This window comes from Candidatus Zixiibacteriota bacterium (genome assembly GCA_018820315.1).
Lineage (GTDB): Bacteria > Zixibacteria > MSB-5A5 > JAABVY01 > JAHJOQ01 > JAHJOQ01.
The window spans coordinates 15,792-35,261 of record JAHJOQ010000148.1; the positions used below are offsets into that span (position 1 = coordinate 15,792).

A 19,470-nucleotide genomic window follows, 5' to 3' on the forward strand; every position below is an offset into this window, starting at 1 on the left:
ATGACTAATCGATACTTTCTTCTACTGATTGTCACCGGCGTGATTTGCATCTCGTCCGGCAGCGGCCTCGCGTCAATCGGGCCGTTCGAGATCTCAAATGCAGACAGCAGCAGCAAAATACGTCTGCAATTCGTCGGACAACTCCGAACGATTCTCGAAAGTCGTGATCAGGGTGCAAACCGTGACAGGCAGAACACCGGACGGACGGAGGCTAGACGTGTTCGTCTGGTTCTGAGCGGGAGCATTCTGAAACCGAACTTGTCCTACAAGCTGCATCTAAGCGCGGCTCCTGGCTCGTCAGAATTGATGGATTTCTATTTCGACTACCGAATTGCTGATCGCATGCAGATCCGTTGTGGGCAGTATAAAGTCCCGTTCACTCGCTACCGTATTCAGTCGTTCCAACAGCTTACATTTGCCGACTGGTCGATCGTGTCGACCTATTTCGGAGCCGAGAGGCAGATGGGCATTTCTTTACATAACGGCTATGAACAACCGGCGGAGTTTTCTTACGTTGTAGGGCTGTTTACGGGCGTCAACGCGCGTGCATCGCATGCAGTGGGGTTGTCGAAACTGAGCGGGATGGCTCTTTCGAATCCATCCGACCTATCGGAACCGGGATCAAATGCGGGAATCCATCCAGAGCTGTTTCTCCATGCCTCATACAACGCCAACGGAATAAAGGTGCAGTCAGACAGCGATGAGGAGAGAGGCGGATTTCGTTATAGCGCCGGAGTGAGCGCGGCATGGGATCTGAATCCGGTATCGAAGAAAGATCTCGCGGGTCGCATAGCTCCCGAAGTCCTCATGAAGTATCGCGGAGCTTCCGCTGCCTGCGTCGGTTACGCCGCATTCGGAGGAATCAGCGATCCATCGAGCTCAGAGCTTGTGCTGCTGGGCGGGTTGTTTCAGTCGGCATATCGATTCGTGCGGAATTGGGAGGTATCTGCGAGATATAGCGTCGTAGATGTCAGAAGTTCTCTTATCGATGAACTTCTGGAAGAAAAACCCATCTCTGCCGATGCGCAGGTGCGTCGCGAGCATGAAATCACGCTGGGAGTCAACATATATGTTATGGGGCACAATCTCAAGATTCAGAACGATTTGACCTGGTTGAGGCACTCGTATATCTCGAAATCACTTGATGATTTTGTTGCCAGGTCACAATGTCAGTTGGCATTGTGACATAAGGATTGAGGAGAATAAGCATATCTCGGTCGTCGCCACGCGCAAAATGTACTGATTACATAATGTAGTAGATACGCAAACATGCACTGCGCAGTTAGTGGGTTAGATTGCAGAGGGAAACTATGACCATCAAGACGCCACACGAAAAGACAGTTGCTGTTCTGGATACGAGCGATTTCCAGGCTCCTCTAAATGCGCTGGCTTCCAATGGATACGATCTTTCTCTAACCGAGATTGTCGAGGCGAATCGTCCGCTCTTCCTCCTTGATTCAGGTTCATTAGACAGAGCCGATCGATCAGCTAAGTGGGATTCATGTTATACTACGGATTTCTCATATATACATGGAGGCAGCATACGGACTTCGAGTACGTTTCGTTATCGCCAGTGGATGCTGCACAAGCTCGCCTATTGGCTGGATCAGTTTCGAACATTTGGCTGTGGGCGATGCATTGCATGGTGTCCAGCGGCAATAGACATCACAGGAGAAGCCGGCATTCTGCGGGAGCAGGTGTGATATCAACCAGATCAGATATTGGAAGGTGAGAGCAGAATGGAGAATCTTGAACGGATCTTGAGAGATCATCCCATCGTTGCCGGCCTAAGCCCAGAGCATGTCAGTCTGCTGGTTGGCTGCGCATCAAATGTCGTCTTCAAAGCAGGTGAGTTCATATTTCGGGAGGGAGATGACGCTGATTCATTTTATGTCATCAGGCAGGGCAAGGTGGTTCTTGAGACCTATGTCCCGCACATGGGTCCGAAAGCCATTCAGACGCGTGTTGCCGGGGAAGTAACCGGCTGGTCATGGATGGTCGAGCCTTACAGGTGGCACTTTGACGCTCGAGCGCTCGAATTGACCAAGGCAATTGCGCTCGATGGCAAATGCCTGCGCGAGAAATGCGAAAAGGACCACGATCTCGGCTATGCACTGATCAAGAAGTTCTTCGGAATAATCGCCCAGAGATTGGAAGCAACGCAGTTGCAACTCATGGATATTTACAGAACTAACTCCCATGACTGAAGCAGTACAGATCGCAATAAGCACAAGCGCTATGGTCGTCCAGCCGTTTCTCGAACTGCGCGGAGTAGGAGAAACACCCAATACTTGCTCGCTGGAATCTGATACACCAAACGAGATGGCGGTTTCCAGTTTCGCCCTGGGCGATTCAACATGCTTTAAGCCTAACAGAGTTCTAAGAGCTAAGGTAACGCCGGGCACGCTATTTCACACATCGCCCGATCATTTCGGTAAGCATTTTGAGCGTGCTGCTGTTGGCACCCCGGCTCACAGCGCAAAGCTTGAGACTAAAATGCTTACCGAGACAACTGATCCACAGGCTCAGGACATAATTCTTGATAGTATTGAAGTGGTGGAAGAGTGATGCGCAGATATCAAGACACAGCCAACCTCTCAGAGAGGGCAGGCGCTGCTCTACGGCTTCGAATTGTCGCCAAAGGGTTGGTGCAGGGTGTCGGCTTCAGGCCGTTTGTCCATCGTCTGGCATCGGATATTGGTCTACCGGGTTGGGTGAGAAATTCCACTGAGGGAGTGCAGATCGAACTTGAGGGCGGCATCGAGAAACTTGATGAGTTTGTCAGTAGACTTGAGGCAGAGAGACCTCCTCGATCGCGCATAGATGAACTCGTGACAGAAACCCTGACTCTGGTCGGGTACTCCCGGTTCAAGGTAAGAGAAAGTCACGATGACTGTTCCACCGGGATCACCCAGATAACGCCCGACATCGCCACCTGCAGCGAATGCATTCAGGATGTCTTCGACCCAGGAAATCGCCGTTATCGGTATCCTTTCACAAACTGCACAAACTGCGGCCCCAGGTTCAGCATAATACAGTCCCTGCCGTACGACCGCGTCAACACTACCATGAACAAGTTTCCGATGTGCGGTGAGTGCAGAGATGAGTATGAGAATCCTGAGAATCGCAGATTCCATGCGCAGCCAAATGCCTGTCCCAATTGTGGGCCACACCTCGAGTTGTGGGATGGCGATGGCAAAGTTGTGGCGATGAATGACCAGTCCCTTGTTGATGCTTGTGCCTTCGTAACCAGAGGAAGAATAGTTGCATTGAAAGGTCTGGGCGGCTTTCAGCTTGTGGTTGATGCCGGAAACGAGGATGCTGTGAAGTATCTCCGAAAACGCAAGGCACGGATGGATAAGCCTTTCGCTTTGATGTGTCCGAGTCTAAGAGTTGCCAGGAACCACTGTGAACTATCGCATGCGGAGATGCACCTGCTTGCTTCACCTGAGTCGCCAATCGTGCTGCTAAAGCGCAAGTCCGGGACCCACAGGGAGCCTTCCTCAATATCACATCAGATAGCACCGGATAGTCCGTATCTGGGCGTTATGCTTCCATATACCCCTCTGCATCATCTGATAATGGCAGATCTGAAGTCACCGGTCGTCGCAACCAGCGGGAACCTGGCGGATGAACCGATTTGCACCGATGAACGAGATGCTCTGGTGCGCCTGAGCAGAGTTGCCGACTATTTTCTGGTTCATGACCGTCCGATCGCACGACAGATGGATGACTCTATTGTGCAGCATGTTGCAGGAAGTGAAATGGTGCTGCGCAGCGCCAGAGGGTATGCTCCAGTGACCATACGACTCAGAAAACCCGGAGCAGAATGCCTGGCCGTCGGCTCTCACCTGAAAAACACTGTGGCGATCTCGGATGGGCGCAACGCTTGCTTGAGCCAGTACATTGGAGACCTTTCAACTAAGCGTGCTCTCGACGTCTTAAGCGGTGAAACGAAGTCATTAGCGAGCATATACCGAATCCGTCCGAGGAAAGTGTGTTGTGACGAGCATCCTGATTACAATTCTGCCAGGTTTGCTGCCAGCCTTGGACAGCCTATAGCGCAGGTACAACATCACTTCGCGCATATCTTGTCGTGTATGGCAGAACATGACTTGGGCGCGCCGGTCTTGGGTGTGTCCTGGGATGGCACCGGGCTTGGAACTGATGGTACCATATGGGGTGGAGAGTTCTTGCGAGTGACCGAAAGGGGATTCACACGCGCTGCACATCTGAGGCCGTTTCCCCTGCCAGGTGGCGACATAGCCGTTCGAGAACCTCGGCGCAGTGCAATAGGCCTGCTGTACGAAATCTTCGGAGATGCTCTATTTGCTACGGATAACGTCAAGTCGGTAAAAGCATTTTGCGAGAGCGAGCGAAGAATTCTCAGAAGAATGTTAGAGCGATCTCTGAACGCTCCTCGAACATCGAGCGCAGGCCGTCTCTTCGATGCGGTTGCATCCATCACCGGGATATGTCAGACTGCGAGTTTTGAAGGACAGGCGGCGATGAAGCTCCAGTTTGCTGCAGAAGCCGGCGGCGATATGAGCGAATCGTACGAGTATCGACTGGTCGATTCATGCATTCCGTATTCGCTTGACTGGGAGCCGATGATTCGCGGCATCTTGCATGATATGCAGGAGTCAATACCGGTCGACACAATTGCTGCGAGGTATCACAGAACCCTGGTGAACATGATACTCTCTGTTGCCGGTCGCATAGGTGAGAGAAGAGTTGTCCTAACGGGAGGATGCTTTCAGAACAGGTTGCTGGTCGAGCAGTCGGTATCCGCGCTACAGGCATCAGGGTTCGAGCCGTACTGGCATCGACGCATCCCCCCCAATGACAGCGGTATCGCCATGGGGCAGATCTTCATGGCAACCGTCTGCACAGTCGAGGAAGAATAGTTATGTGTCTTGCAGTTCCAGGGAAGTTGATCAGCAAGAGCGACTGCGAGCCGATGTTGCGCTCTGGCAGGATCGATTTTGGAGGAATCGTCAAGGATGTCAGCCTGGCTTTCGTTCCTGAAGCTCGCTTGGGAGACTATCTGCTCGTTCACGCCGGCATAGCCATTGGCATCGTCGATGAAGAAGAGGTATCAAGAATTACTGACTACCTCAAGGAAATTCACCTTCAGGATTTGGGAGATGATCGCAGATGAAATTCATAGATGAATTTCGTGATTCCAGAGTTGCTGCGCGCTATATACGAGAAATCGAACAGATTGCCAGCCAGCCATGGACAATCATGGAAATCTGTGGCGGGCAGACGCACACCATTGTCAGGAACGGTATTGACAGACTCCTGCCGGAGCAGATACGTTTGCTGCATGGCCCCGGCTGTCCTGTGTGCATTACGCCTGCTAATCTGATCGACAAAGCGATAGAGATTGCCCTACAGCGCAATGTTATCTTCTGCTCATTCGGAGATATGCTTCGAGTTCCGGGTTCGACCACTGACTTGCTTCTTGCCAAAGCCGCTGGAGCTGATGTAAGGGTCGTATACTCTCCCCTCGACTCCGTCAGCATTGCTCTGAAGAATCCGAAGCGCGAGGTGGTGTTCTTCGGTATCGGATTTGAAACGACAGCTCCGGCTGTAGCCGTAGCTTTGCGCCGCGCGAAGCAGCTTGAAATAGCCAACTACTCTGTACTACCTGCCCTGGCTCTTGTCCCCCCAGCCATTGAGACACTCCTGTCGGCTCCTGCCTGCAATATCAATGGCTTCCTTGCAGCAGGCCATGTTTGTACCGTGATGGGCTACAGGGATTACGAACCGATAGCGGAAAGCTTCGGTGTCCCAATCGTTGTTACAGGGTTCGAACCTATCGATATCCTCCAGGGAATTCACATGACCATCGCTCAGTTGGAGCAGGGTGTGGCCATGGTCGAAAATCAGTATTCCCGCGCTGTCAGGAAAAATGGCAACAGCGAAGCCAGGAAGCTTATGGGAGAGGTTTTCTGCACTGTCGACCGGGACTGGCGAGGCCTGGGCAGGATCAAGCGCAGCGGACTCGCATTGAGCGATGCATACGCTGGTTTCGATGTTGATAATCGCTTCACTCTGTCTCACGTCAGTACCGAAGAAAAGAGCCCGTGCATTAGCGGTCTCATTCTTCAGGGGAGGAACAAACCGTACGACTGCGCAGCGTTTGGCAATCTGTGTACGCCTCAGCGTCCTCTTGGAGCAACAATGGTATCGTCAGAAGGCGCCTGCGCTGCATACTATCGCTACAGGCGCCATGAGTGCGGTGTCATAAGAATGGCGAAGGAGGAAGCATAATGGAACCAACCAGTTCGATGGGATTCGACTACGCTGCACCTGCCTTTGGTCAAGAGAAGATTCAGCTTGCTCATGGCGGTGGCGGCAGGCTTATGCATCAACTGATTGATGGCCTTTTCTCCGCCATACTGATCGACCCAGACTTTGGTGTTGAACATGATGGTGCCGTATTCGAGTCGCATGGCACAAAGATGGCCTTCACAACCGATTCGTTCGTTGTCCATCCATTGTTCTTTCCCGGCGGCGACATCGGGACTCTTGCTGTCTACGGCACCGTTAATGATCTCGCCATGTGTGGTGCTTGCCCACTGTACTTGAGTGCGGGGTTCATCATCGAGGAAGGGTTTGAGATCAAATATCTCAGGAGAATCGCACAGTCGATGCGAGCTGCAGCAGACATCGCCAGCATCAAGATTGTTACAGGCGACACAAAGGTCGTTGATCGCGGCAAAGGGCATGGAGTGTTCATCAACACGGCTGGTATCGGTGTTGTGGATCATGATCTTGATATCGGTCCGGGCAGTATTGAACCGGGCGACGTTATTATTCTCAGCGGTGATATAGGAAGACATGGTATCGCAGTTATGGCGGAGCGGGAGGGTCTATCCTTCGAGTCGCGAATTAGCAGCGATGTTGCTCCCCTCGCTGAGCCCGTGGCTAGATTGATTGAGTCGGGCGCCAAAGTTCATTGCCTAAGAGATCTGACACGAGGCGGTCTGGCCACAGTGCTTGTGGAGCTGGCTACTTCCTCCGGCAAGGGCATTCAGATCGAGGAACGAAACATCCCTGTATGTGAGGAAGTGAAAGGCGCATGTGAAATTTTGGGCCTCGACCCGCTCTATGTCGCCAACGAAGGCCGTTTCGTGACGTTTGTGCCTGCAAATGATTCTGACACAGCACTGGAGATAATGCAATCGTCTCAGGTAGAATCGTGCGTGATTGGATCGGTTACCGACACGAGATCGGGCTTGGTAACGATAAGGACTCATCTTGGTACTGAGCGAATGGTGGATATGCTGAGCGGCGAGCAATTACCGCGAATATGCTGAGAAGCTCGCAACAGAAATTGCGTTGGAGAGGAGGATTGATATGGACGAGTGGCGTGGATGGCACAAGATACGGTACGAATCGGAGCTCGACCCGCATTTCGCGAAACAGATTATGTCGATACCGGGAGGAGATAAGCTACTGTCGTGTATCCAGTGCGGAACGTGCAGCGGTACGTGCCCCTTGAGCCAGTACATGGACTACACCCCGCGGCAAATCATCGGTATGATCCGAGCCGGCTTCAGGGGAGAGGTGCTCAGCAGCTACACTACCTGGCTGTGCGCTTCATGTTATTCATGTACCGTCGAGTGCCCGAAGGAGATCAAGCTAACTGACATCATGTATGCCGCTAAGCGGCTGGCGATCAGGGGAGGGCTCTATCCGAAACGTTTTCCGATCCCTGTCCTCGCGAACGAGTTCTTCAAGATGGTCGAGCGATCAGGACGCAATAGCGAGGGGCGGCTATTGCTGCGTCTGTTCCTGAAGACCAATCCTTTTCAACTTTTCAAGCAAATGGGACTCGGCATGCGCCTTTTGCGACGGGGGAGGTTTAGCTTGAAACGGGAATCCATTGAACGCAAAGATGAACTGCGAAACATCTTTCAGGTACTCGAGAAGGAACACATGGTCAAAAAAAGGACCAATATGACTCCTGCAGAGGAGGTTCCGTCATGAGCTATCTCTATTTTCCCGGCTGCTCACTCAGAAGCACCGGCAGAGCGTACGAGGAATCGATGCTGTCGCTCTTTGCGAACCTGGGGGTACCTTTAAGCGAGATTGACGACTGGAATTGCTGCGGCGCCACGGCCTATATGTCAGTCAGTGAGCTGAAATCATTTGCGCTCTCGGCTCGAAACCTGGCTCTGGCCGAGCGGCAATGCAAAGATTCAGGCACCGTGGATATAGTTGTCCCGTGCGCTGCGTGTTATCTCGGGTTGAACAAAGCTCAGCATTACCTGAATGACAACCCGGAGATCCGTACGAAGATCGATACGGCTCTTTATGCCGCCGGTCTGAAGTACACAGGCCGTGCCCGTATCAGACACCCTCTCGATGTTCTGGTGAATGACATAGGGTTGAAGGAAATGGCTTCGCGGACCGTGCATCCTCTAGAAGGGTATCGAGTCGCATGCTACTACGGATGCCAATTGATCCGGCCGTATGCCGATTTCGACGACCAGCATCAACCTTCCACGATGGACAGGTTGATGAAAGCGATGGGTGCTGAAGTCGTTGACTGGCCGCTGAAAACTCGATGCTGCGGCGGGTCATTGACCGGCACGGTTCAGGAGGTCGGACAGAGACTGAGTTACATACTGCTGAAGGAAGCCACGAGGCGTGGATGCAATGTCATCACGACCGCGTGTCCTCTCTGCCAGTTCAATCTCGAATGCTATCAATCCGAGATGAGCCGGCGATTCGATGACACGGTAAATGTGCCAGTGGCATACTTCACACAGCTTATCGGCCTGGCACTCGGCATACCTCAGAAGAAACTGGGTTTACAGCGCCTGTTTGTGCCATTACGGGAATCCCACCAGGTAAACGTGGTGGCAGGGAGGTGACTATGCACACAACTGAAACGAAATCAAACGGTACGCCGAAGATTGGCGTGTATGTCTGCCACTGCGGTGTCAATATCTCTCATACTGTTGACGTGTCTGGTGCTGTCGAATTCGCACGCCATCTGCCGCATGTGACTGCAGCAAAAGAGTACAAGTTCATGTGTTCCGATCCCGGACAGGAGATAATTCATCAGGACATTCGCGATGGCCTGGTGAATCGGGTCGTAGTTGCCTCCTGTTCACCTCTGATGCACGAGCCCACTTTCAGAAACGCGATGTCTAATGCAGGGGGGAATCCATTCCTTTTCCAGATGGCGAATATTCGTGAGCACGTGAGCTGGGTCACGCACGATAAGAACGCGGGCACACTGAAGGCCAAAGCACTGATTGCTGCGGCGGTTCATCGGGTGGCACTCCATCAGCCGCTCGAACGCAGCCGTGTACCGGTCAACCCGAATGTCCTAGTCGTTGGTGCCGGGATTGCCGGAATTCAGGTTGCTTTATTGCTGGCACAAGCCGGCAAGAATGTCTATCTGGTTGAACGCGAACCGTCAATCGGTGGTCACATGTCCAGATTCGACAAGACCTTTCCCACCCTCGATTGTGCGGCCTGTATCCTGACCCCAAAGATGGTATCAGTCGGCCAGAATCCTCGGATTCACCTGATGACATGGGCCGAGGTCGCATACGTTGAAGGATATGTTGGCAATTTCAAGGTGAAAATCAAGAAGAAGCCGCGATACGTTGACACGGAAACATGCATCAGCTGCGGTCTCTGCTATGAGGCATGTCTCAGCCGCCCGTATCCGAAATACAGGAGAATGATCCTGGGAAAACAGATCATCAAAGAGGGGAAGGTCCTGGAGATGCATCAACCCGATGACACGAAGCTCGAACAGGATTTGGCGGCTGTCATTGAATCTCAGCCTGAGCCAGAAGCGGTTTCGGCCACACGAAAAGGAGATTCCAGATGAAAACGGCTGTAGACAGACATTATGACTTAGAGCAGGCTATAAGCGTAGTTGTTGATAAGTATCAGGCCAAGCCAACCGCTTTGATCATGATCCTTCAGGATGTTCAGAAGCATCATCGGTATCTTCCCGTGGATACTTTAAAGCTGGTGGCAGAGAAAATGGGCATTCCGATTGCTCAGATCTATGGTGTGACTACCTATTACAGATCATTCAGCCTGAAGCCGAAGGGTAGGAACCACATCTGTGCGTGCACCGGCACCGCCTGCCATGTGCGCCAGGCGCAAGTCATTGTCGATAATCTGGAAACTGAGCTTGGCATTAAGGCAGGCGAAACGACACACGATCTGGAGTTCAGCCTTGAAACGGTCAATTGCCTTGGCGCTTGTGCGCTCGGTCCTCTTGTCACTGCAAATGATGTCTATTATGGAAACATGACCGTTTCCAAAGTTGACAAAATGTTGAATGAACTGCGCCGCAAGGAAACCGCGAACAAGATAGCACGGGAGGAGGAGGCATGAGTACGAATAGGATTTCTTCTCCTAAGGAACTGGACCGATTCAGGGATCGTCTAGTCAAAGAGCGGCAGCAACAAAAGACGATTATTACTGTCTGTGCCGGTACAGGTTGCTTGGCCTGTGGGGCCGAATCTGTCATTGCTGCCTTCAAGGATAGCCTCAGAGACTGCCGTCCAGGTGACAATGTCCAGGTGAGAACGACCGGTTGTCATGGTTTCTGTGAACGCGGCCCCCTGGTAGTGATTCAGCCGGAAGGAATATTCTACCAAAAAGTGAAACCTGTCGATGCCAAATTGATTGTCGATCGCACGATTAAGGATGGACAACTTGTCAAGAAGCTTCTCTACTGCGATCCGCTAACCGACGAAGTTATCGTCCACGAGAAGGACATACCTTTCTACAAGAAACAGATGCGCTTGGTCTTTGGAAAAAACGGCCTTATGGATCCCACATCTATCGACGACTATGTTGCCTTGGGAGGGTACCAGCCATTGGCAAAGACTCTGACCACAATGACTCCCGACGAAGTTGTGGATACGATCAAGAAGTCAGGCTTAAGAGGCCGCGGTGGCGGTGGTTTCCTTACCGGCAAGAAATGGGCGTCATGCCGGAGAGCCAAAGGACATCCTAAATATGTCATCTGTAACGCAGATGAAGGCGATCCCGGAGCGTTTATGGATCGTTCTTTGCTGGAAGGCAATCCGCATTCGGTAATCGAAGGAATGATTATAGGCGCTTATGCCATTGGCAGCAATGACGGTTTCGTGTATGTTCGAAACGAGTATCCGTTAGCGGTCAAGAACCTCGCTGTTGGCATAGCTGCTGCCCGCGAATACGGTTTCCTCGGAGATGATATCCTTGGAACCGGCTTTAGGTTCGATATCGAGGTGTCCAGAGGTGGTGGAGCTTTTGTCTGCGGTGAATCCACAGCTCTCATGGCATCGCTGGAAGGCAAGACCGGCGAACCTCGAGCAAAGTACATCCATACCGTCGAGGCCGGCCTCTGGGACAAACCGTCCAATCTGAACAATGTCGAAACTTGGGCTAATGTGCCCTTGATAATCGAAAAGGGAGCTGACTGGTACGCTAGCATCGGCACCGCTGGCTCAAAAGGCACAAAAGTGTTCGCCCTGACCGGTAAAGTCAACAACACCGGCCTGGTGGAGGTGCCGATGGGAATAACCTTGCGCGAGATTGTCTACGATATAGGTGGAGGCATTCCCGGAGGCAAGAGACCAAAGGCGGTGCAGACCGGCGGTCCTTCAGGTGGAACATTGATAATCGAACCCGGCGATTCGGACAAACCTGAGAGTCTTGTTACTCATGGGGACGCACGGAAAGATGAGGAAGCGGTGAGTCTCCTCGATTTACCGGTCGATTTTGACAAGTTGACCGAGGTGGGGTCGATGATGGGATCCGGCGGAATGATCGTCATGGATGAGGATTCGTGCATGGTCGACGTAGCCAAGTATTTCCTCAACTTCCTGCAGGAAGAAAGCTGTGGCAAATGCCTTCCGTGCAGAGAAGGGATTCGCATAATGCTGAATACCCTGACTCGAATCAGCGATGGCAAAGGAGAGGTGGAAGATATCGCTTTTCTGGAGGAGATCTCTCACGTGGTATCTGACACCAGTCTGTGCGATCTTGGCGGTAGCGCTCCCAACCCGATTCTCTCAACCATACGCTATTTCCGTTCCGAATACCTGGCTCACATTGTGGAGAAGCGTTGCCCTGCCGGGGTTTGCAAGGCGCTGGTTTCACACGCTATAGATGAGAACTGCAACGGCTGCCACGCTTGCTTAAAGCCCTGCCCGACAGACGCCATAGTAGGCAGCCCGAAACAGCTCCATATCATCGATCAGGACAAGTGCATTCAATGTGGTGCATGTTATCAGATCTGCAAGCGAAATGCTATCAAGCGCATGAAACGAGGCGAGGGTGATGCAGTCCAGCGTCGGGCGCAGGAAATCTGGAAACCGAAAACGAAGGCAGAAGTTGCCGCTATGGCATAGGAGGACAGCTTTATGGCCAAAGTGAAAATAATAATCGACGGTTGTTCTGTTGAGGTTGAAGAAGGGTCGTACGTGCTTGATGCCGCCCGAGATTTGGGGATTGATATCCCCACGCTCTGTCACTATCCGTACATGACGCCATACGCAGTCTGCCGAATCTGTGCTGTGGAAGCGCGTGATGGCAAGGGCTGGAGCAAGATCGTCACTGCGTGCAACTATCCGGCCTGGGATGGCTTGGAGATTCTGACGAATACTCCCAGGGTGCTCAACGCTCGCAAGGTTAATCTTGAGATGCTGATGAGCCGCTGCGCCCCTATTCCGGTTCTGCAACAGCTTGCAGAGCGATTCGGCATTGAGAAACCGCGCTGGGGGGTAGGCGAGGATACCTGCATTCTCTGCGGACTCTGTGTCCGGGTTTGCGATGAGGTTGTAGGCGCTCATGCTCTCACGTTCAGCGAGAGAGGTATTTTCCGGAAGGTTTCAACGCCATTTGAAGAAGAGAGTAGTGACTGCATTTTGTGCGGCGCTTGCGCGAAGGTCTGTCCGACGGGACACATTGTGATGGAAGACATCGAGAAGCGAGCCTTCGTTCATAGAGAGATAAGCCTCAGCCCGAACGCGGCTATTACCGTACCGTTTCTTCAAGCTGTGCCGAATGTACCGCGAATTAACCCGGAGCATTGCATTCATTTTCACACCGGTGGCTGCAAGATCTGCTCCCAGGTCTGCCCTAAGGACTGCATCAACTTCGAGGAAACCGATCAGTTCGAAGACATCGAGGTTGGAACAATAATCCTGGCGACAGGCTTCAAGACTTTCGATCCCTCCCGACTTGTTCAGTACGGTTACGGCCGGTATGATAATGTCATCACCTCCGAACAGTTTGAGATGATGAACCATGCGTCTGGGCCAACCGGAGGAAGGATTGTGCTTGAAAATGGCAAGGAGCCGAGCGCAATCGCTATTGTTCACTGCGTTGGCAGCAGGGACGCAAAAACCAACCGTTACTGTTCGCGCGTTTGCTGCATGTACTCGCTGAAGCTCGCTCACTTGACGAAAGAGCGTACCAATGCTGAAGTCTACAACTTCTATATTGACATGCGTACTCCCGGCAAGGGATATGACGAGTTCTACGACAGACTACTGAAGGAAGATGTGCACTTCATCCGTGGACGTGTTGGCGAGGTCACCGACTGGGCGATGGCACCTGAGGAAGAGGGCAAGCTTATTATCCGGGCCGAAGACACTCTTGTTGGGGTAGTGCGGCGCATACCGGTCGACATGGTCATCCTATCGGTTGGTTTAGAACCGCAAGCCGATGTCGAAGAAGTGCGCCGTCGCTTCAACGTCACCTGCGGCCACGAAGGATGGTTCATGGAACGACACCCCAAACTCGCCCCAGTTTCAACATTTACCGATGGAGTTTTTCTGGCCGGTACTTGCCAGGGGCCTAAAGATATTCCCGATAGTGTCGCCCAGGCTGGCGCTGCCGCTGCGGAAGCTCTCGCTCTCATTGATGCAGGTCACGTCGAACTCGAACCGAATACGGCTTATGTTCGGGAGGATTCCTGTTCCGGGTGTAGGACGTGCATGAATGTCTGCCCATACAGTGCGGTGACGTTCGACAGCGAGAAGAACACAGCCTCTGTTACCGGAGCTCTATGCAAAGGCTGCGGCACCTGCGTGGCGACCTGCCCGTCGGGTGCTCTTCAGCAAAACCTGTTTACCGACGAACAGATCTTCCAAGAAATCAGAGGGTTGGTTAACTATGTTTGAAAACAACGAGACAAACCGGTCGTTTGAGCCTAAGATCGTTGCATTCTTCTGCAACTGGTGCACATACACCGCTGCCGACCTCGCCGGAACCGCGAGAATGGTCTATGCACCCAACGTGCGCGTGGTGCGCGTGATGTGTTCCGGGCGGGTGGATCCGCAGTTCATTCTGGCCGCGTTGCGTGAAGGTGCTGACGGAGTTCTGATCGGGGGCTGCCATCCGGGTGATTGCCATTATCAGGAAGGTAACTACAAGGCTCTGCGTCGATTCACACTGCTGAAAACGCTCCTCAGATCGATGGGTGTCGAAGAGGGACGGATGCGACTCGAATGGATCGCGGCGTCTGAAGGCGACAAAGTACAGAGGGTCATCAACGAGATGACTGAGGCTGTACGCAAGCTCGGTCCACTGCATCTGGAGTCAGCATCGCAATTAGCGTTTGAAAAAGCTGAATCGACACAACCGGCAGCGGTAGCAGCTGGGCAAGGAGGAAAAACATGAGCAAACCCAAAGTCAGTTTCTACTGGTGCGCTTCGTGCGGTGGATGCGAGGAGGCCGTCGTTGACCTTGCTGAAGACATCCTGAAAGTGGTAGAAGCCGTAGACATCGCCTTCTGGCCAGTCGCTCTCGATTTCAAGCGCGTGGACGTCGAAGCCCTTCAGGATGGTGAACTGGCCGTTAGCTTCATTAATGGTGCAATTCGCAGTTCAGAGCAATTCGAGATGGTGGAACTGCTGCGCAAGAAATCGCAACTTATCGTAGCTTTTGGAAGCTGCGCGCATCTTGGAGGAATTCCCGGATTGGCGAATTTATCTGACCGTCAGGGAGTGTTTCAGGAGGCCTACATAGATGCTCCCAGCGTAGTCAATGACGACAAGGTCTTGCCGCTTGAGGAGATCGACGTGGCGGAGGGAAGACTCACACTCCCCTCATTATGGAATACGGTGAAGACACTCGACCAGGTTATTGAAGTGGACTACTACCTGCCGGGCTGCCCGCCTCCGGTCAAGCTGATACGCGATGCTGTCAACGCCATAGTGACCGGGCAGTTGCCGGCTCGGGGGGCGGTTCTCGCGCCTGATATCGCTCTCTGCGAGGAGTGCCCTCGCCGTGATACCAAGCCGGAGAAACCCACACTGCGTGAGTTCAAGAGGCCCCACGCGGTTGATATTGATCCGGAAGAATGCCTGCTTGCACAAGGGTTGCTCTGCATGGGACCTGTGACGCGTAAGGGGTGCGAAGCTGCCTGCGTAGCGGCAAACATGCCGTGCACCGGGTGCTTAGGGCCGACAAGCCGTGTCACCGATTTCGGCGCAAAAGCACTTTCGGCCATCGCATCGCTGGTGGATTCCAACGACGAAAAGGAGATAGCAGCCATTCTTGATCAGGTCGTCGATCCTATCGGCACATTCTATCGCTATAGCCTCCCCGCGTCGCTGTTGCACCGGCGCTATCAAGGACCCGACCACGGAGGAAAACAGCAATGACCAAGAGAATTACGATTGATCCGATAACGCGGCTTGAAGGCCACGGCAAGATCGACATATTCCTTGACGACAAGGGAGATGTCGAAAAAGCATACTTTCAGGTTCCTGAGTTGCGCGGCTTCGAGAAATTCGCTCAGGGACGTCCCGCCGAAGATATGCCTCAGATAACCTCGCGAATCTGTGGAGTCTGTCCTACCGCACACCACATGGCATCCACAAAAGCCCTGGATCATCTCTACAAGGTTGAGCCTCCATCAGCAGCTAAGAAGGTCAGGGAACTAGTTTACCAGATGTTCTATGTTGAGGATCACGCTCTACACTTCTTCTACCTCGCCGGGCCTGATTTTATTGTAGGTCCGAAAGCTCCCAAAGGGGAACGGAACATTCTCGGCGTACTGGGCAAGGTCGGAAAAGACGTCGGCTTGAAGGTGATCGGAATGCGCAAGGAGTTACGCAACCTGATGAGCCTTGTGTCCGGGAAAGCCATTCATCCGGTCTTTGGCCTGCCAGGTGGCATTTCAAAACCGATTGCGAAAGAAGATCAGCAACAATTCAAAGACGCTGCCCAGCGCGCCGTGGAATTCGGGCAGTTCTGTCTCAATGCGTTCAATGATATTGTCCATAAGAATCCGGAATACGTGGAGTACATCACCTCAGATATGTACACGCACAAAACATATTACATGGGGCTTGTGGACAATGAAAACAAGGTCAGCTTCTACGATGGTGATCTCAGGGTGGTTGGCCCGAATGGAAAGGAATTCCTGAGGTTCCCCGGGCGGGAGTATCTGGATCACATGGCCGAACACGTCGAGCCGTGGAGCTACGTCAAATTCAGCTACCTGAAGGATATCGGTTGGCACGGTTTCACTGATGGCCCGGATAGCGGCGTGTTTGCTGTTGCACCGTTGGCGCGCCTTAACGCCGCCGATGGCATGGCTACACCACTGGCTCAAGAAGCATACGAGCGATTCTTTGATATCCTCGGTGGCAAACCAGTACATCATTCACTGGCCACAAGCTGGGCTCGTCTGATTGAGCTTCTCTATTCGGCGGAGCGGATGCAGCAACTCGCGAATGACCCGGAAATCGTCAGCCCCCATGTCCGCACGATACCTTCTGAAACGCCCGAGGAAGGGATCGGCGTGGTCGAAGCTCCGCGTGGAACACTGATCCACCACTACAAGACAGATGAGCGAGGTCTTATCGAACGGGCGAATCTGATTGTCGCCACGCAGAATAATTCGGCACGCATTGCGCTGTCGGTCGACAAGGCGGCTAAAGGTCTTATATCCAACGGTCGGTTTGATGACGGAATACTGAACATGATCGAGATGGCGTTTCGCGCTTACGATCCGTGTCATGGCTGCGCGACCCATGCCCTGCCGGGTCAAATGCCGCTGATCGTGCGTGTGTATGACACTGAACGCGAACTTGTACAGGAAATCAGACGCGATTAAGCTATGAAGATACTGGTACTCGGATTGGGAAACGACCTGTTAAGCGATGACAGTATAGGTTTGCTCGTAGCTCGAGAGCTATCCAAAGAATGCTCTAAAGCGGTCGACGTCATCGAGAGCGATCTCTGTGGTCTGGCACTTCTGGATTTGCTGGTTGGCTATGAGCGGGCGATCATTATCGATGCCATGCACACAGGGAAACATCGGCCGGGAACAGTTGTCGAACTGGCTCCTGACAGCTTCAGCAGAATCCCGAACCCTTCGCCCCACTACGCAGGCCTGCCGGAACTCACAGCGCTGGCCCAGCAGTTGAACCTGAAATTTCCAGCACAAATCAAGATCCTTGCCGTCGAAGCAGGCAACCTGCATACAGTCGGCGGTGATCTGAGTCGACCGGTGGTGAAAGCGCTGACTGAAGTCGTGCATCGTGTCAGGATGTGCCTGCAATCGTGGGAGAAAGATGCTGCCGATAACTGAATGTTTGCGAGAGTTTGTGATATGCATGAACTGAGTATCGCGAATAACATTATTGATATCGCACTGGAGGAGATTGCGAGACGAGGTCTGGATGTGATCGAGTCAATCGGCGTCAGGATCGGCGCTCTGACTTGCGTATGCCCTGAAGCACTATCGTTTGGTTTTGAAGCGGCGACCATTGATACGCCCCTTGCCCTCACAAAGCTCATTATCGAGCAGGTACCCATAAAGGGAAAGTGTAAATCGTGTAATAGCGAATTGGCAGTGAAGGAATTCGTGTTTCTATGCCCCTCTTGTGGTTCAAGGGATCTGGAGATAACACAGGGGGAGGAGCTGGAAATAGCATATATGCAGGTGAGATATGAAAGTGTTTCTTAGTTGGAGCATTTTTGCCCAAGTGCACGGTAATCTTGTCATATTGCAGGTGAATCATGAATGAGAAGATCTCTATTGAGAAGAAAATCCTTTCTGAGAACGATCGGTTGGCTGTCCTGATTCGAGAGGGGTTGAGCGAAAGGCAGATTGTATCGCTAAATCTTGTAAGTTCCCCTGGATCGGGGAAGACATCTCTACTAGAGAAAACCTTGGGAACGCTGAACGATGAGTTGCGAATAGCAGTATTCGCCGGAGATGTGCAGACCGAACACGACGCCGAACGCCTCAGACGGGCCGGGGGCAGAACTGTGAAACCGATCATTACCGGTGGCGCCTGTCACCTTGATGCCAGGATGGTCATCCAAGCGCTGGATCAGCTCGATCTGCGTAACATCGATCTGCTATTCATCGAGAATGTCGGAAACCTGGTTTGTCCCGCAAGCTATGACCTCGGAGAAGAGATGAAAGTCGTGCTGATCAGCACGACCGAAGGAGATGACAAACCATTAAAGTACCCGGCGATGTTCCGTCGTTCATCGGCACTGGTGATAAACAAGACTGATCTGTTGGGACTGTCCGATTTCGATGTGAGACAGGCAAGGGAGAACGCTCTCAGGATCAATGGGAATTTGAATACGTTTGAGATTTCTTGCAAAACCGATGAAGGACTGGAATTGTGGTACGACTGGCTGAGGAAATTGGTGGCACGGAAAAGGCAGACTGTGCCGAATGGCTGAGCATCTTCAAACGAGTGCTCGTATGGGCTGTGTCCTCTGAGCTAGCAGGCTGCGGCGATACAGTCGGACGAGCGATAGCTCGCGGTCGGAACTGGCGAAGTGGCAGGAACATGGATGTATCCATAGAACTTGCCTCGCATTTCCGGGAGCTTGCCGTCCGCGGCTGGTAATTGTGGGGAAGGGATAATAATCATGGCCGTATTCACATTCAAGGACGGGCAGTCTCAGGTAGGTATTGTAGATATATCAGATCTCGTGAGACATTTTGTGATTATCTTAGGTCACACCATGGAGGTATGTATGTCGAAGAAGGTCATGCGATCTGCGCCCATCTGGGATCGACGACGGAACAGAGAAGGGTTATGAAGAGGGTTGCACGAGGGGAGCTATTGTTAATTCTCCTAACTCTATCTGCTTTTTATTTAACTCGGAACCCCTTAGGGTGAATCCCTCGGGGTCTTCTTGTTTTTACCGTCTAATCAACAACTTACGCCGTCTCACACATTCCGTCTGATTCTCCGTTTCGAATACGAAAATGTTGAGTATTGACGCAACCGTGGGGGTTGCGCAGGGTAGCCTTAGATATCATCTCATGATTCTCCGATTCTCTATTTGACATGCCTCCTTATTTAACAGCCCGGTTGCACGACGGCACCCTGTCCGACATTCCGAACTCCTTTCCGGTATGTATCTGCTGGAAGCCGGATGTAATGAACCCGGCTCTAAGCGGATCACCAGACTGCGGAAGCGGCCGTGAGAACGGAGACC

Annotated in this window: 20 protein-coding genes; all 20 read left to right on the forward strand. The window is 52.5% G+C overall.

All coding sequences use genetic code 11. The features are described 5' to 3' along the window. The 20 genes from KKH67_14485 (at position 1) to hypB (ending at position 18,702) form a co-directional block, all read left to right on the forward strand. Positions 1 to 1,185 (forward strand): OprO/OprP family phosphate-selective porin, encoded by a 1,185-nt coding sequence (locus KKH67_14485; protein MBU1320388.1) that lies wholly within the window; start codon positions 1 to 3, stop codon positions 1,183 to 1,185. A 125-nt stretch (positions 1,186 to 1,310) separates the two neighbouring features. Beyond that, entirely contained in the window at positions 1,311 to 1,703 is a 393-nt protein-coding gene (locus KKH67_14490) for a 4Fe-4S dicluster domain-containing protein (protein ID MBU1320389.1), read from the forward strand. A 36-nt stretch (positions 1,704 to 1,739) separates the two neighbouring features. Then, on the forward strand, positions 1,740 to 2,207 hold the full coding sequence (locus KKH67_14495; protein ID MBU1320390.1) for a cyclic nucleotide-binding domain-containing protein: 468 nt from the start codon (positions 1,740 to 1,742) through the stop codon (positions 2,205 to 2,207). After that, positions 2,200 to 2,568, forward strand: coding sequence for a hypothetical protein (locus KKH67_14500; GenBank protein MBU1320391.1), 369 nt, complete (start codon positions 2,200 to 2,202; stop codon positions 2,566 to 2,568). Before KKH67_14495 ends, KKH67_14500 begins: the two co-directional genes overlap by 8 nt. Continuing rightward, complete coding sequence (gene hypF, locus KKH67_14505) at positions 2,568 to 4,907, forward strand: carbamoyltransferase HypF (GenBank protein MBU1320392.1); 2,340 nt, start codon at positions 2,568 to 2,570, stop codon at positions 4,905 to 4,907. The genes KKH67_14500 and hypF overlap by 1 nt, the downstream gene beginning before the upstream one ends. 2 nt (positions 4,908 to 4,909) lie before the next feature. Further along, the gene (locus KKH67_14510; protein MBU1320393.1) at positions 4,910 to 5,161 is read left to right on the forward strand and encodes a HypC/HybG/HupF family hydrogenase formation chaperone; all 252 of its coding nucleotides are present in this window, start codon (positions 4,910 to 4,912) and stop codon (positions 5,159 to 5,161) included. Next, positions 5,158 to 6,279: a hydrogenase formation protein HypD gene (hypD, locus tag KKH67_14515; protein ID MBU1320394.1), complete on the forward strand. Its 1,122-nt coding sequence runs from the start codon at positions 5,158 to 5,160 to the stop codon at positions 6,277 to 6,279. The genes KKH67_14510 and hypD overlap by 4 nt, the downstream gene beginning before the upstream one ends. A gap of 17 nt (positions 6,280 to 6,296) precedes the next feature. Beyond that, positions 6,297 to 7,328, forward strand: coding sequence for a hydrogenase expression/formation protein HypE (hypE, locus tag KKH67_14520; protein ID MBU1320395.1), 1,032 nt, complete (start codon positions 6,297 to 6,299; stop codon positions 7,326 to 7,328). Positions 7,329 to 7,368: 40 nt separating this feature from the next. After that, positions 7,369 to 8,001, forward strand: coding sequence for a 4Fe-4S dicluster domain-containing protein (locus KKH67_14525; GenBank protein MBU1320396.1), 633 nt, complete (start codon positions 7,369 to 7,371; stop codon positions 7,999 to 8,001). Further along, positions 7,998 to 8,891, forward strand: a complete 894-nt coding sequence (locus KKH67_14530) for a CoB--CoM heterodisulfide reductase iron-sulfur subunit B family protein (GenBank protein ID MBU1320397.1) — start codon at positions 7,998 to 8,000, stop codon at positions 8,889 to 8,891. Before KKH67_14525 ends, KKH67_14530 begins: the two co-directional genes overlap by 4 nt. A gap of 2 nt (positions 8,892 to 8,893) precedes the next feature. Beyond that, positions 8,894 to 9,865, forward strand: coding sequence for an NAD(P)-binding protein (locus KKH67_14535; protein MBU1320398.1), 972 nt, complete (start codon positions 8,894 to 8,896; stop codon positions 9,863 to 9,865). After that, positions 9,862 to 10,383: an NAD(P)H-dependent oxidoreductase subunit E gene (locus tag KKH67_14540; protein ID MBU1320399.1), complete on the forward strand. Its 522-nt coding sequence runs from the start codon at positions 9,862 to 9,864 to the stop codon at positions 10,381 to 10,383. Before KKH67_14535 ends, KKH67_14540 begins: the two co-directional genes overlap by 4 nt. Continuing rightward, the gene (locus tag KKH67_14545; GenBank protein ID MBU1320400.1) at positions 10,380 to 12,392 is read left to right on the forward strand and encodes an NAD(P)H-dependent oxidoreductase subunit E; all 2,013 of its coding nucleotides are present in this window, start codon (positions 10,380 to 10,382) and stop codon (positions 12,390 to 12,392) included. The genes KKH67_14540 and KKH67_14545 overlap by 4 nt, the downstream gene beginning before the upstream one ends. A gap of 12 nt (positions 12,393 to 12,404) precedes the next feature. Then, a complete protein-coding gene (locus KKH67_14550) occupies positions 12,405 to 14,168 on the forward strand; it encodes a 4Fe-4S binding protein (protein MBU1320401.1) in 1,764 nt (587 codons plus the stop codon). Further along, positions 14,161 to 14,667: a hydrogenase iron-sulfur subunit gene (locus KKH67_14555; GenBank protein MBU1320402.1), complete on the forward strand. Its 507-nt coding sequence runs from the start codon at positions 14,161 to 14,163 to the stop codon at positions 14,665 to 14,667. The genes KKH67_14550 and KKH67_14555 overlap by 8 nt, the downstream gene beginning before the upstream one ends. Then, entirely contained in the window at positions 14,664 to 15,653 is a 990-nt protein-coding gene (locus tag KKH67_14560) for an oxidoreductase (GenBank protein ID MBU1320403.1), read from the forward strand. Before KKH67_14555 ends, KKH67_14560 begins: the two co-directional genes overlap by 4 nt. Next, positions 15,650 to 17,113, forward strand: coding sequence for a Ni/Fe hydrogenase subunit alpha (locus KKH67_14565; GenBank protein MBU1320404.1), 1,464 nt, complete (start codon positions 15,650 to 15,652; stop codon positions 17,111 to 17,113). The genes KKH67_14560 and KKH67_14565 overlap by 4 nt, the downstream gene beginning before the upstream one ends. Positions 17,114 to 17,116: 3 nt before the next feature. Further along, on the forward strand, positions 17,117 to 17,590 hold the full coding sequence (locus KKH67_14570; protein MBU1320405.1) for a hydrogenase maturation protease: 474 nt from the start codon (positions 17,117 to 17,119) through the stop codon (positions 17,588 to 17,590). Positions 17,591 to 17,611: 21 nt separating this feature from the next. Further along, positions 17,612 to 17,968, forward strand: a complete 357-nt coding sequence (locus KKH67_14575) for a hydrogenase maturation nickel metallochaperone HypA (protein ID MBU1320406.1) — start codon at positions 17,612 to 17,614, stop codon at positions 17,966 to 17,968. A gap of 53 nt (positions 17,969 to 18,021) precedes the next feature. Continuing rightward, positions 18,022 to 18,702 (forward strand): hydrogenase nickel incorporation protein HypB, encoded by a 681-nt coding sequence (gene hypB, locus KKH67_14580; GenBank protein ID MBU1320407.1) that lies wholly within the window; start codon positions 18,022 to 18,024, stop codon positions 18,700 to 18,702. Positions 18,703 to 19,470: the final 768 nt, after the last annotated feature.